The organism is Bradyrhizobium sp. USDA 3311, from assembly GCF_054062495.1.
Window position 1 is genome coordinate 5,776,397 of sequence record NZ_JBSSFI010000001.1, and the last position, 12,312, is coordinate 5,788,708.

Annotated in this window: 13 protein-coding genes; 6 read left to right on the forward strand and 7 right to left on the reverse strand. The window is 65.8% G+C overall.

From position 1 onward, the window contains the following. Nucleotides 1–20 precede the first annotated feature (20 nt). Nucleotides 21–1,025, reverse strand: a complete 1,005-nt coding sequence (locus ACVWW6_RS27645) for an ATP-binding protein (protein WP_456681713.1) — start codon at nt 1,023–1,025, stop codon at nt 21–23. A 181-nt stretch (nt 1,026–1,206) separates the two neighbouring features. Between ACVWW6_RS27645 and yajC the strand changes: the two genes are divergently transcribed. Genes yajC through ACVWW6_RS27675 form a run of 6 tightly spaced genes read left to right on the forward strand, consistent with a single transcriptional unit; the run spans nt 1,207 to nt 6,860 of the window. Then, entirely contained in the window at nt 1,207–1,584 is a 378-nt protein-coding gene (gene yajC, locus ACVWW6_RS27650; protein ID WP_028171851.1) for a preprotein translocase subunit YajC, read from the forward strand. A gap of 47 nt (nt 1,585–1,631) precedes the next feature. After that, on the forward strand, nt 1,632–3,236 hold the full coding sequence (gene secD / locus ACVWW6_RS27655) for a protein translocase subunit SecD (RefSeq protein WP_011087503.1): 1,605 nt from the start codon (nt 1,632–1,634) through the stop codon (nt 3,234–3,236). 10 nt (nt 3,237–3,246) lie between these two features. Continuing rightward, on the forward strand, nt 3,247–4,266 hold the full coding sequence (secF, locus tag ACVWW6_RS27660; RefSeq protein ID WP_011087502.1) for a protein translocase subunit SecF: 1,020 nt from the start codon (nt 3,247–3,249) through the stop codon (nt 4,264–4,266). Between the two features lie 60 nt (nt 4,267–4,326). After that, nucleotides 4,327–4,710, forward strand: coding sequence for an Mth938-like domain-containing protein (locus ACVWW6_RS27665; protein WP_011087501.1), 384 nt, complete (start codon nt 4,327–4,329; stop codon nt 4,708–4,710). Next, complete coding sequence (locus tag ACVWW6_RS27670; RefSeq protein ID WP_456681714.1) at nt 4,707–5,570, forward strand: phytoene/squalene synthase family protein; 864 nt, start codon at nt 4,707–4,709, stop codon at nt 5,568–5,570. Before ACVWW6_RS27665 ends, ACVWW6_RS27670 begins: the two co-directional genes overlap by 4 nt. Nucleotides 5,571–5,615: 45 nt before the next feature. Then, the gene (locus ACVWW6_RS27675) at nt 5,616–6,860 is read left to right on the forward strand and encodes a threonine ammonia-lyase (protein WP_011087499.1); all 1,245 of its coding nucleotides are present in this window, start codon (nt 5,616–5,618) and stop codon (nt 6,858–6,860) included. Between the two features lie 16 nt (nt 6,861–6,876). Here the strand turns inward: ACVWW6_RS27675 and ACVWW6_RS27680 are convergent, their stop codons facing one another. The 6 genes from ACVWW6_RS27680 to ACVWW6_RS27705 all read right to left on the reverse strand — a co-directional run bounded on the left by ACVWW6_RS27680 (nt 6,877) and on the right by ACVWW6_RS27705 (nt 12,046). Next, on the reverse strand, nt 6,877–8,055 hold the full coding sequence (locus ACVWW6_RS27680) for an aminotransferase class V-fold PLP-dependent enzyme (RefSeq protein ID WP_375761871.1): 1,179 nt from the start codon (nt 8,053–8,055) through the stop codon (nt 6,877–6,879). A gap of 25 nt (nt 8,056–8,080) precedes the next feature. After that, nucleotides 8,081–8,494: a GFA family protein gene (locus ACVWW6_RS27685; protein ID WP_304568439.1), complete on the reverse strand. Its 414-nt coding sequence runs from the start codon at nt 8,492–8,494 to the stop codon at nt 8,081–8,083. Nucleotides 8,495–8,585: 91 nt separating this feature from the next. Further along, a complete protein-coding gene (locus ACVWW6_RS27690) occupies nt 8,586–9,164 on the reverse strand; it encodes a CAP domain-containing protein (protein WP_011087497.1) in 579 nt (192 codons plus the stop codon). A 73-nt stretch (nt 9,165–9,237) separates the two neighbouring features. Then, nucleotides 9,238–10,332: a serine/threonine protein kinase gene (locus tag ACVWW6_RS27695; protein WP_028171856.1), complete on the reverse strand. Its 1,095-nt coding sequence runs from the start codon at nt 10,330–10,332 to the stop codon at nt 9,238–9,240. 7 nt (nt 10,333–10,339) lie between these two features. Further along, nucleotides 10,340–11,767 carry a methylenetetrahydrofolate--tRNA-(uracil(54)-C(5))-methyltransferase (FADH(2)-oxidizing) TrmFO gene (gene trmFO / locus ACVWW6_RS27700; protein WP_011087495.1) on the reverse strand — a complete coding sequence of 476 codons (1,428 nt, stop codon included), beginning with the start codon at nt 11,765–11,767 and terminating at the stop codon, nt 10,340–10,342. A gap of 126 nt (nt 11,768–11,893) precedes the next feature. Then, on the reverse strand, nt 11,894–12,046 hold the full coding sequence (locus tag ACVWW6_RS27705) for a DUF1127 domain-containing protein (RefSeq protein ID WP_007590701.1): 153 nt from the start codon (nt 12,044–12,046) through the stop codon (nt 11,894–11,896). Nucleotides 12,047–12,312: the final 266 nt, after the last annotated feature.

Sequence of the window (12,312 nt, forward strand, 5' to 3'; positions counted from 1 at the left end):
AGTGGGTTGCGATCCGACCGCTACTGCGCCGTGAGCTTCACGCCCAGTCGTCCCGCAAGCTCCTGCACGAACTGCCAGGCGACACGGCCCGAGCGCGAGCCGCGCGTGGTCGACCATTCCAGCGCCTCGCGCTCCAGCGCCTCACCATCGACCTTGATGCCGAAATGGCTGCAATAGCCGCGCACCATGGCGAGATATTCGTCCTGGCTGCAACGGTGGAAGCCGAGCCAGAGGCCGAAGCGATCCGACAGCGACACCTTTTCCTCGACCGCTTCGCCGGGATTGATCGCGGTCGAGCGCTCGTTCTCGATCATCTCGCGTGCGAGCAGGTGGCGGCGGTTGGAGGTGGCATAGAGGATGACGTTCTCGGGCCGGCCCTCGATGCCGCCCTCGAGCACGGCCTTGAGCGACTTGTACGAGGCGTCATTGCCGTCGAAGGAGAGGTCGTCGCAGAACACGATGAAGCGGAAGGACGAGGCGCGCAGCTGCTCCATCAGCGCGGGCAAAGTCTCGATGTCCTCGCGGTGGATCTCGATCAGCTTCAGCTTGTCGGCCGGCTTGCGGTCCGCATTGATGCTGGCATGCGCGGCCTTGACCAGCGACGACTTGCCCATGCCGCGCGCGCCCCAGAGCAGGGCGTTGTTGGCGGGCAGGCCGCCTGCGAAGCGCTCGGTGTTCTCCATCAGGATGTCGCGCATCCGGTCGACGCCCTTGAGGAGGAACAGTTCGACGCGGCTGACCCGCGGCACCGCCGAGAGGCGGCCATCCGGATGCCAGACATAGGCATCCGCCCGGTCGAGCGACTCGGGTTCGGCCGCCGGCTTGCCCTGGGCGGAGAGGTGCGCCGCAATGGTCTCGAGGGCGAGGACGATCCGCTCCTGGTTGAGGTCAGGGGCTGCCTTGGAGATCGCCTTGGAGACTGCCTTGGAGGCTGCCGTGGGGCGTTTTGCCGCGACGCGGGCAGGCTTCCTGGCAGGGGTACGGGGGCCTTTGCCGGCCGGGCTTTTGCTTGGTTTTTTGGGCATGTCCGAAGTTCCTGAGAATGCAGCCTTATCGGGCCTGACGGCGCGCCGCAAGGTGACCAAAAGGGTGGGCTGGCAGCGTTGCAATTGGGGCGGTGGCCGCTATAGTCCGCGCGAATTTGACCGAGCCGGTCGCCTTTGAGGGCCTGACCGGCTTTCCCCCGTTGTCACGAGGATCGTCCGAATGCTGATTACCCCTGCGTATGCCCAGGCCGCGGGCGCCGGCGACACCAACAGCATGTTGATGTCGCTGCTGCCGTTCGCCCTGATCTTCGTGATCATGTACTTCCTGATTCTGCGTCCGCAGCAGAAGAAGGTCCGTGACCACGCCGACCTCGTGAAGAACATCCGTCGCGGCGACACCGTCGTGACCTCGGGCGGCCTCGTCGGCAAGGTCACCAAGGTCGTCGACGACGACCAGATCGAGTTCGAGATTTCCGACGGCGTCCGCGTCCGGCAGATGCGCCAGATGATCTCGGGCGTGCGCGCCAAGGGCGAGCCGGCGAAGGAATCCAAGGATAGCGCGAAGGAAACCGCCAAGGACGACGCCGCGTCGAAGTGAACGCTTCCGCGAGCATCTCAAGTCTCCTGATCTGACAGGTCCAGTCGATGTTGTATTTCACGCGGTGGAGGGCGCTGGGGATTATCCTGACGGCGCTGATCGTGTGCCTCTGCGCGGTCCCGAACTTCTTCCCCGAGGCACAGGTCAAGACCTGGCCCGCCTGGGCGCAGCGCCGGCTCGTGCTCGGCCTCGACCTCCAGGGCGGCTCCTATCTGCTGCTTGAGGTCGATTCCAACTATGTGAAGAAGGAGAGGCTGGACCAGGTCCGCGACGACGTTCGCCGGACGCTGCGCGATGCCAAGATCGGCTTCACCGGCGGCGTCACCGTGCGCAACGACGCGGCCGAGGTTCGCATCACCAAGGAAACCGATGTGCAGCCGGCGCTCGCCAAGCTGCGCGAATTGGCCCAGCCGCTCGGCGGTCTGATGGGCTCCAGCGGTCAACGCGACCTTGAAGTGACCGATGCCGGTGGCGGCGTGATCCGCCTGAGCATCCCGCAGGCCGCGATGCTCGATCGCATGCGCAAGACCATCGAGCAATCGATCCAGATCGTCGAGCGCCGCGTCAACGAGCTCGGCACCGTCGAGCCCGTCATCCAGCGCCAGGGCAACGACCGCATCCTGGTGCAGGTCCCCGGTCTTCAGGACCCGACCCGCCTGAAGGAACTGCTGGGCAAGACCGCGAAGATGGAATTCCGCATGGTCGACACCTCCGTGCCGCCGGATCAGGCGCAGCAGGGCAGGTTGCCGCCGGAATCCGATCTGCTGATGAGCGCCTCGCCACCGCCCACACCTTACGTGGTCAAGAAGCAGGTGCTGGTCGCCGGCGGCGACCTGACCGATGCCCAGGCGAGCTTCGACCAGCGCACGGGTGAGCCGGTCGTCAGCTTCAAGTTCAACACGTCGGGCGCGCGCAAGTTCTCGCAGGCCACGCAGGAAAACGTGGGGCTGCCGTTTGCGATCGTCCTCGACAACAAGGTGATCTCGGCGCCCGTCATCCGCGAGCCGATCACCGGCGGTCAGGGCCAGATCTCCGGCAATTTCACCGTGCAATCGGCCAACGATCTCGCGATCCTCCTGCGCGCCGGCGCGCTGCCGGCGCCGCTCACCGTGGTCGAGGAGCGCACCGTCGGTCCGGGCCTTGGCCAGGACTCGATCGAGAAGGGCGAGCTTGCGGCTTACGTCGGCTCGATCCTGGTCATCATCTTCATGCTCGTGACCTATCGGCTGTTCGGGGTGTTCGCCAACATCGCGGTGGCCATCAACGTCGCCATGATCTTCGGCCTGCTGTCGCTGCTCAACGCCACGCTGACGCTGCCCGGCATCGCCGGCATCGTGCTCACCGTCGGCATCGCCGTGGACTCCAACGTGCTGATCTACGAGCGCATCCGCGAGGAGCTGCGCGGCGGCCGTAACGCGATCTCGGCGATCGACGCCGGCTTCAAGCGGGCGCTCGCGACCATCCTCGATTCCAACATCACCACCTTCATTGCCGCCGCGGTGCTGTTCTACATCGGCACCGGCCCGGTGCGCGGCTTCGCCGTGACGCTCGGTATCGGCATCATCACCACGGTGTTCACCGCCTTCACCCTGACCCGGCTGATCGTCGCCGGGTGGGTGCGGTGGAAGCGGCCGCAGAGCGTGCCGATCTAGGAGCCTGATTGTGAATCACACCGTTCTCATCGGGCTCGGCGTCCTCATCACTATTCTCACCGTGGTCGCGGCCCTTGGCTTGCTGCCGTCGTTGCGCATCGTCCCGGACAACACGCATTTCGACTTCACGCGATTCCGCCGCATCAGCTTCCCGATCTCGGCGGCGCTGTCGATCGTCGCCATCACGCTGTTCTTCACCCACGGCCTGAACCTCGGTATCGACTTCAAGGGCGGCACGTTGCTGGAGGTGCGGGCCAAGTCCGGCGCCGCCGACATCGCGGCGATGCGCACGACGCTGGATGGCTTGCGTCTGGGCGAGGTCCAGCTCCAGCAGTTCGGCGGGCCCGAGAACGTCCTGATCCGCGTCGCGGAGCAGCCGGGCGGCGATACCGCCCAGCAGGAGGCCGTGCAGAAGGTCCGTACCGCGCTCGGCGATTCCATCGAGTACCGCCGCGTCGAGGTGCTCGGTCCGCGCGTCGCCGGTGAGCTCTTGGCCTACGGCATGCTCGGCCTGATGCTCGCGATCGTCGCGATCCTGATCTATCTCTGGTTCCGCTTCGAATGGCAGTTCGCGCTGGGCGCCATGATCGCCAACGTGCACGACATCGTGCTGACGATCGGCTTCATGTCGATCAGTCAGGTCGATTTCGACCTGACCAGCATCGCCGCGCTTCTGACCATTCTGGGCTATTCGCTCAACGACACGGTCGTCATCTACGACCGTATCCGTGAAATGCTGCGGCGCTACAAGAAGATGCCGATGCCGCAGCTGCTCAACGAGTCCATCAACTCGACGCTGTCGCGCTCGATCATCACCCACGTCACGGTGACGCTGGCGCTGCTCGCGCTGCTGCTGTTCGGCGGTCACGCCATCCACAGCTTCACCGCGGTGATGATGTTCGGCGTGGTGCTGGTCGGCACCTACACCTCGATCTTCATCGCGGCGCCGATCCTGATCTATCTCGGCGTCGGCGAGCATCGCGAAGATGCGCCGGATACGGCTACGCCGGCGAAGAAAAACAAGGCATGATCCGAACCGCACGCCCTCGCACGCGTTTGCGAGGGCAGTAAGCCCATTCGGACGAACCTCATGGCCGGCGATCCCAACGCACCGCATTTCCCGCGCTCGGCGCCGATCGAGGCCTATGGCAAGGGCGGCTTCGCCTTTGCCGGCATGTCGCATCGGGGATCGCTGCTCTGCCTGCCTGACGCGATCTGGGCCTGGGATGTGACGGACCCCGCGAAGATCGACCGCTATTCGCTGGATCGGGTCTTCGCGGCCGCCAACAGCATCGATACGCTCCTGATTGGTACCGGAACCGGGGTCTGGCTGCCGCCGCCGGCGCTGCGGCAGGCCCTGAAGGCGGTGAGGGTGGTGCTGGACACGATGCAGACCGGCCCGGCCGTGCGCACCTACAACATCATGATCGGCGAACGGCGCCGCGTTGCGGCCGCGCTGATCGCCGTGCCATGAGCAGCGCTGCACCTTCGCCCGATTCCGTCGCCTTCTGCGCCGATCTCGTGCGCAGCCACGATTTTCCGCGCTATGTCGCGACCCTGTTCGCGCCCGCCGCCGAGCGCCGTGCGCTGCTCGCGCTCTATGCCTTCAATGTCGAGATCGTCCGGGTCCGCGACCAGGTGAGCCAGCCCTTGCCCGGCGAGATCCGCATGCAATGGTGGACCGACATGCTTGCCGGCCATGTCCATGGCAGCGCCGAGGGCAATCCGGTGGCGGCCGAGCTGCTGCGCGCGATCCGCGATTTCGACCTGCCGGTCGAGCCGTTGTCGCTGCTCGCCGACGAGCATCAGTTCGATCTCTACAACGATCCGATGCCGACCATGGCGGCGCTGGAAGGCTATCTGGCCGCGACCTCATCGGCGCTGTTCATGCTCGCGGGACGGATCATGGGGCCGCCGTCGGAGGCGGTCGAGCACCTTGCCCGTCATGCCGGGCTAGCGCAGGGCATCGTGCAGGTCATCGTCAACCTGCCGCGCGATGCCGCGCACCGGCAATTGTTCCTGCCGCAGCAGGTGCTGGCGAGCCACAATTGCAACATGGAGGATGTGTTCGCCAGCAGGCAGACGCCCAACCTCCATGCGGTGCTCGAGCAGCTTGCGGGTGAGGCCCGGCAGCATGCGACGACAGCCTCGTCGCTGCTGGCGCAGGTGCCGTCGTCGGTGCGGCCGGCGTTCCTGCCGCTGAGCCAGGCGCAGGCCGACCTCAAGCGCCTGGCGCGTCCGGGACGCAATCCGTTTGCGCCGCAGCCTTCGTCGCGGCTGCGCACGCTGTGGACGCTCTGGCGGGCTTCACGTTCCCGGGAATTTACCAAATAGCGGTTGGCTTGTCGCCCGAGCCGGGCAAATGCTCTATGCTGTCCCATGGCTGACTTGTCCCAAACCACGTCCTCCGATCTCAGCGGCCTTCCGGTCGCGCCTGGTGACATTCAGGCAGCCGCCGAGACCATCCGCGGTGCCGTCGTCGAGACGCCCTGCAGCTACAGCCGCACGCTGAGCAACATCTGCGGCTGTGACATCTGGCTCAAATTCGAGAACCTCCAGTTCACCTCCTCGTTCAAGGAGCGCGGCGCGCTCAACCGCCTCACCGCGCTGACGCCGGAGGAGCGTATGCGCGGCGTCATCGCCATGTCGGCGGGCAACCACGCGCAGGGCGTCGCCTATCACGCCAGGCGGCTCGGCATTCCCGCCACCATCGTGATGCCGGTCGGCACGCCCATGGTGAAGATCGAGAACACGAAGCACCACGGCGCGGAGGTGGTGGTGACGGGCGCGACGCTGGAGGAGGCGGCCGCGTTTGCGCGCAGCCACGGTGAAGCTCACGGCATGATCTTCGTCCACCCTTACGACGATCCGCTTGTGATCGCGGGGCAGGGCACCGTCGGGCTGGAGATGTTGAAGGCGGTGCCGGAGCTCGACACGCTGGTTGTCCCGATCGGCGGCGGCGGCCTGATCAGCGGGATCGGTATTGCCGCGAAATCGATCAAGCCATCGCTGCGGATATTAGGCGTCGAGGCCTGGCTCTATCCCTCGATGTACAACGCCATCCATGACGGCAATCTGCCGGCGCGCGGCGATACGCTCGCCGAGGGCATCGCGGTGAAGTCGCCCGGCAAGATCACGACTGAAATCGTCCGGCGCCTCGTCGACGACATCGCGCTGGTCAACGAGGCCGAGCTCGAGCGCGCGGTCGCGACCCTGATCTCGATCGAGAAGACGGTCGTCGAGGGCGCCGGCGCCGCCGGCCTTGCCGCGCTGATGTCCGACCCGTCCCGCTTTGCCGGCCAGAAGGTCGGCCTGGTGCTGAGCGGCGGCAATATCGACACGCGGCTGATCGCCTCCGTCCTGACCCGCGAACTGGCGCGCGAGGGACGGTTGACCCAGTTGTCCCTCGACATTCCTGACCGGCCCGGGCAGCTGGCGGCGGTGGCTGCGCTGCTGGCCGAGGCTGGCGCCAACATCATCGAGGTCTCGCATCAGCGGACCTTCTCCGACCTGCCGGCCAAGGCGACGCTACTGCAACTCGTGATCGAGACCCGCGACAGCGCCCATCTCGACGAGGTCATGGCGAGGCTCAGTGCTTCCGGCTTGAGCGCGCGCTGCACCTGAGCGGCGCGGCCGTCCGCTATCGCGGCGTCAGGCCCGCGAGGTGGCCGATCAGCCGGTCGATCTCGGCTTCGGTGTTGTAATAATGCGGGGAGGCGCGCACGAGCGGCGGCAGCGCCCGGATCTCGGCGTCGATGCGGGTGCTCGACGGATGTGAAGCACCGATGGTGATGCCGGCGGCAGCGGCACCACTGACAATCGCGTCCGCCTCATACCCGTCCATCGTGAAGCTGACGATGGCGCCTGGTGTGCGTCCGAGGTCGCGAATGGTGATGCTGCGAACGGAAGCGAGGCCGCCCCGAAGGCGGTCCGCCAGCAGGCGGCAGCGCTGCTCGATCGGGCCCATGCCGATTTCGAGCGCGTAGTCGACGGCAGCGCCGAGCCCGAGCCGCGCTGCGTAATTGTTCTCCCAGGTCTCGAAACGGCGCGCATCGTCACGGAGCCGATATTGATCGCGCGAGACCCAGGGCGCCGCGAAGTGGTCGATCATCGGCGGCTCGAGCCGCTGCAGCAGCCCGCGGCGGACATAGAGAAAGCCGGTGCCGCGCGGGCCACGCAGGAATTTGCGCCCCGTTGCCGACAGCATGTCACAGCCGATGGCTTCGACGTCGACGGCCATCTGGCCAACCGCCTGGCAGGCGTCGAGCAGATAGGGGATGCCGTGCGCCCGCGCGATCTTGCCGACGGCCGCCGCGGGATTGACCAGCCCGCCGTTGGTCGGAACCCAGGTGATGGCGATCAACTTCACGCGCTCGTCGATCATGCGTTCGAGGGCGTGGATGTCGAGCTCGCCGCTGGCATTGCTCGGCACGACCTCGATGATCGCGCCCGTGCGCTTTGCGACCTGAAGAAACGCAACATAGTTGGCGGCGTATTCCGCCTCGGCGGTCAGGATTCGATCGCCCTTGCGAAACGAAAGCGCATAGAATGCCATCTGCCAGGCAACTGTCGCGTTCTCCAGAAGCGCGATCTCGTTGGGCGCGGCATTCAGCAGCCGGCCTACCGAGCTGTAGACTGAATCAAGCCGGCGCGCCTCGCGGTCGGCGGCGGCATAGCCCCCGATCTCGCTCTCGAGGTCGATATGCTCCTTCATCGCCGCGACGACGGGCGCCGGCATGAGCGCCGCGCCTGCGTTGTGCAGATAGGCGATCCGCTCAGCGGCCGGTGTGTCGATGCGTATTTGGTCGATGTCGATCAAACGGGGCTCTCGCGCTTTGGCCGCGTCAATGCGGCATCTGTTCGAACTGCGGCAGGTGGAGCGGCGTATTCCACGGCAGGCGACGTTTGGTGAACATCTCGAGCTTCGGTGCGACCAGGTCGGGCCGGTCGAGGCTTCCCAACTGAACGAAGACCGTTTTGGGGAAGCTGTCGAGGTTGGAGGTGAACACCCGCGAGCCGCATTCGGGGCAGAAGTTGCGGTCGAGGCCTTTGCCGGAGTTCGCGACGTAGTGAAAGGCCTTCGGCTTGCCGCTGAGCAGCGTGAAGTCATCCTCCGGCACGGCAAAGAAAGTTGCCATCTCGCCGCCCGAGGCGCGCTTGCAGTCGTTGCAATGACAATTGGCGATGAAGGACGGATCGGTGTCGAATTCGAACTTGATGGCGCCACAGGCGCATTGAGCGGTGTATTTTTTGGCCATTGATCGCCTCGAATTGGTCCAAGACAGCGGCATGGCATATTGGCCGGCCGGAGGAGCGCACGCAACAGTGGTTGCCGCGCAGCGTGTCGTCTCAGATGCAGAGGCTGAGCAGCTTGATGTGGCACTCGCTGGATTTTGGCTTCTTCGCGGGCGCGGCCTCGCGCTTCACGGCAACCAGCGGCTCCCCGTCCTTCTTGCCTTTGCCCTTGCCCTTCGGCTCGTAGTCGCCTGCGATCACCATGGCCCAATAGGTTCGCTTGCCGCTGGCATTCTTGGCGCTGGCGATGCCGACGCGGGAGGCGTTGTGCAGCAACAGGTTCTTGCGGTGTCCGGACGAGTCGATCCACTGTCCGAGCGTCTTCTCGAAATTGTCGTAGCCATAGGCGATGTTCTCGGCGGCGCGCCCCGCGCCGGCCGGTGCGACGCGGCGGTTGAACGGTCCGAGAGCGTCGTGGCTGAGGTCGTCCTTCGCCGCCATCGCGCGCGCCTGGTCCATGGCGATGCGGTCGAGGGTTGAATCGCGGACGACGCGAACTTCACCGTGCTTGAGGCGGAAGCTGGAGATCAGCTCGGCCGGGGTTTCGGCCATTGCGGGCGTCGCTGCCAACAGCAGAAGGCCGGCGATCATGCCGCCGACCACGCGATGCCTCATCGTCCCCCGAGTGCTCATGACCCCGCCACGCCTGCGTTATCCGACTGCTTCTCTATCGCCAATGTGGACGCTTCAAGGCGCATTGCTTCCGTCAGCCCGCGGGCAGGTCCGCCTCGAAATTGAAGCGGTCGCGCAGGTTCTTGCGCTGCTCCAGAATGTCCTTGAGGAAAGCGCGGTCCTGGTCGTTCTTCATCATCGGCTCGATCAGGTCGAGCTGGTTCATGGCGACCAGTTGCAGGATCTCGGTGCGCGGCTTGCCACTGGTGTCGCGCGGCAGTGCATGCACCACCTGGATGTGTTCCGGCGGTTTCGGACCCTTGGCGGCCGTGAGCTCGCTGCGGAGCTGGCCTTCGAGCGTGGCCTGATCGGCTTCGACGAAGGCATAGAGCCCGACGCCGGAACGGCGGTCGGCAAAGGCGACGATGGCGGTGTCGCGCACGGCGGGATTCTTGCGGATCAGCTCCGCCAGCACCGGCGCGTCGTTGACGAGGCGGCGCCCACCGCCCTCGCGATCGGTGAAATTGAACAGGCCGCGCGTGATCGCCCGGTAGACCTTCTTGCCGGTGGCGAGCCACAGGCTCGCGGCAAATGATTTCTTCGCCAGGATCTTGCGCTCGCGCGGCGTCAGCGCCTCGGGCGCGTAGGAGCGCTTGTGCTTGAGCAGGTGCCGGAGGTCTTCATAAGCGAGGATGCGATACAGCCGGCCGCGGCGCGCAAAGCAGGCGGCGAGCTGGAAGTCGGTCACATAGGCGCGGCCGTCGCGGCCGACCAGCCAGTTCTGCTCCTTGGCAAGATCGTTGTGGCAGATGCCGGCGCGGCGCAGCCGGCGCAGCGCCGCCTTGGCCGAGCGGAAATAGGCGAGGTCGCCATGCGGTTTTGCCAGATGCAGCGCGACGCCGTCGACGAAGCCGCGCACCAGCGCCCGGCGTCCGGCCCACAGCAGCTCGGGACCGACGTTCAGGCCCTTGGCGAGGGCGAGCGCATGCTTCTCGCGCGCGAACAGATGGCGGGCCAGCAGGAACGACCACCACGGCACCTCGTCGAGCCGGCGCAGCACGGCATCGACCTCGCCGGTGTCGGCACGAAAGCGGCCGCGCTCGACGGTCGAGAACACGTCGCGCTTGAGCAGGACGCCCTCGGTCCAGCGCGCCGAGAGCGTCGCGGCGTCGTCTTTGGGGAGGCTCATCGACAACTCACGCTGCTGCGGCGATGCGCAAATGATCGGCGATCCAGCGATCGAGATCGGCAAGCGCCAGTGCACTCATCGCCTGCTTCTTGGCCACCGTCTTCTCGTTGCCGCGCAGGCGCGTGCCGTCGGGCTTTTTCGTCGGAGCGCTTGCAAGCGGCGGGAACAGGCCGAAATTGATGTTCATCGGCTGGAACGAGCGCGTGCCGGGCTCGATGGTCTCGATATGGCCGCCGGTGATGTGTCCGAGCAGCGATCCCAGCGCCGTCGTGGCAGGCGGGCTCGCCAGCGTCTCGCCGCGGGCATCGGCTGCTGCGTAAAGGCCGGCGATCAGGCCGACGCTGGCCGACTCCACATAGCCCTCGCAGCCCGTCATCTGTCCGGCAAAGCGCAGCCGCGGTTGCGCACGCAGCCGCAGCTGGCCGTCGAGCAGCTTTGGCGAGTTGAGGAAGGTGTTGCGATGCAGGCCGCCGAGGCGAGCGAACTCGGCCTTCTCCAGCCCGGGAATGGTGCGGAAGATGCGCTGCTGTTCGCCGTATTTCAGCTTCGTCTGGAAGCCGACGATGTTGTAGAGCGTGCCGAGCTTGTTGTCCTGGCGCAGCTGCACGATCGCGTAGGCCTTCGTTGTCGGATCGTGCGGATTGGTGAGGCCGACCGGCTTCATCGGACCATGGCGCAGCGTCTCGGGGCCGCGCTCCGCCATCACCTCGATCGGCAGGCAGCCGTCGAAATAGGGCGTGTTGGTCTCCCACTCCTTGAACTCGGTCTTCTCGCCGGCGATCAGCGCGGCGACGAAGCCCTCATACTGCTCCTTGGTCATCGGGCAGTTGATGTAGTCGGCGCCGTTGCCGCCGGGGCCGACCTTGTCATAGCGAGACTGGAACCAGGCCACCGACATGTCGATGGATTCGCGGTGCACGATCGGCGCGATCGCGTCGAAGAAGGCGAGCGCGTTCTCGTCGGTCAGTTCGCGGATGGCATCGGCCAGCGGTGCGGAGGTGAGGGGCCCGGTCGCAACGATGACGTTGCCCCAGTCGGCCGGCGGAAGGCCTGCGATCTCGCCACGGGCGATCTCGATCAGGGGGTGGTCGTTCAGCGCCTTGGTGACGGCCGCCGAAAAACCGTCGCGATCGACCGCCAGCGCACCGCCGGCGGGAACCTGGTTTGCATCGGCCGCGCGCATGATCAGCGAACCGAGGCGGCGCATCTCCGCATGGAGCAGGCCGACGGCGTTGTTGGCGGCGTCGTCCGAGCGGAATGAATTGGAGCAGACGAGCTCGGCGAGCCCGTCGGTGCGGTGCGCCTCGGTCATGCGGTCCGGCCGCATCTCGTGCAGCATCACGGGCACGCCGGCTTTGGCGACCTGCCAGGCTGCCTCCGAGCCGGCAAGGCCCGCGCCGATCACATGCACAATATTGGAATGGGGTCCTGTCATGGGGCGGACAGGTAGCGCTTTTCGGCGGTCAGTGGAATCGCCGAGATCGAGTTTTCTGCCATCAGAAACGACAACGCCCGCACGAGGCGGGCGCTATCGGTTCGTCCGGTGAAGGGCTGAAGGATATCAGCCCTGATACTGACCGGCGGCAACGCGCGGGATGTCCGAGCGATCGAGGCCGATGTCGGCCAGCTCGCGATCGCTGAGCTGGGACAGCTCGGCAACATTGCGCTGATAGTCCCGGAAGGCCTGGATCATGCGGATGAGCGAGAGCAGCATTGGTAGTCTCCTGTAGTTCGATTCAGCCCTTGCCCGGGCGTCATCGTTGAAATGAATATAGGTGAGAGTGGTGCACTGCGAAAGTTCCGATGTTGCGATGCAGCTAAGCGATGGACGCATGGCATCGGTAAGGGGCGATTAACCTCTTGGCAGTCCCGCCCAAGAGCTGGGCGCCAGCCGTTGTAGATTGCAATAAATCTCCGTGAGATCACGGGTTTATGCCGACCCCTGCGGTTCCCGTGATGATCGAAATATGTTTCATTCCG

Excerpts from the sequence above, each read along its gene's own strand:
- ACVWW6_RS27645 (WP_456681713.1), bottom strand. The coding sequence starts at position 1,025 with ATGCCCAAAAAACCAAGCAAAAGCCCGGCCGGCAAAGGCCCCCGTACC.
- yajC (WP_028171851.1), top strand. The coding sequence starts at position 1,207 with ATGCTGATTACCCCTGCGTATGCCCAGGCCGCGGGCGCCGGCGACACC.
- secD (WP_011087503.1), top strand. The coding sequence starts at position 1,632 with ATGTTGTATTTCACGCGGTGGAGGGCGCTGGGGATTATCCTGACGGCG.
- ACVWW6_RS27665 (WP_011087501.1), top strand. The coding sequence starts at position 4,327 with ATGGCCGGCGATCCCAACGCACCGCATTTCCCGCGCTCGGCGCCGATC.
- ACVWW6_RS27670 (WP_456681714.1), top strand. The coding sequence starts at position 4,707 with ATGAGCAGCGCTGCACCTTCGCCCGATTCCGTCGCCTTCTGCGCCGAT.
- ACVWW6_RS27675 (WP_011087499.1), top strand. The coding sequence starts at position 5,616 with ATGGCTGACTTGTCCCAAACCACGTCCTCCGATCTCAGCGGCCTTCCG.
- ACVWW6_RS27685 (WP_304568439.1), bottom strand. The coding sequence starts at position 8,494 with ATGGCCAAAAAATACACCGCTCAATGCGCCTGTGGCGCCATCAAGTTC.
- ACVWW6_RS27690 (WP_011087497.1), bottom strand. The coding sequence starts at position 9,164 with ATGAGCACTCGGGGGACGATGAGGCATCGCGTGGTCGGCGGCATGATC.
- ACVWW6_RS27695 (WP_028171856.1), bottom strand. The coding sequence starts at position 10,332 with ATGAGCCTCCCCAAAGACGACGCCGCGACGCTCTCGGCGCGCTGGACC.
- trmFO (WP_011087495.1), bottom strand. The coding sequence starts at position 11,767 with ATGACAGGACCCCATTCCAATATTGTGCATGTGATCGGCGCGGGCCTT.
- ACVWW6_RS27705 (WP_007590701.1), bottom strand. The coding sequence starts at position 12,046 with ATGCTGCTCTCGCTCATCCGCATGATCCAGGCCTTCCGGGACTATCAG.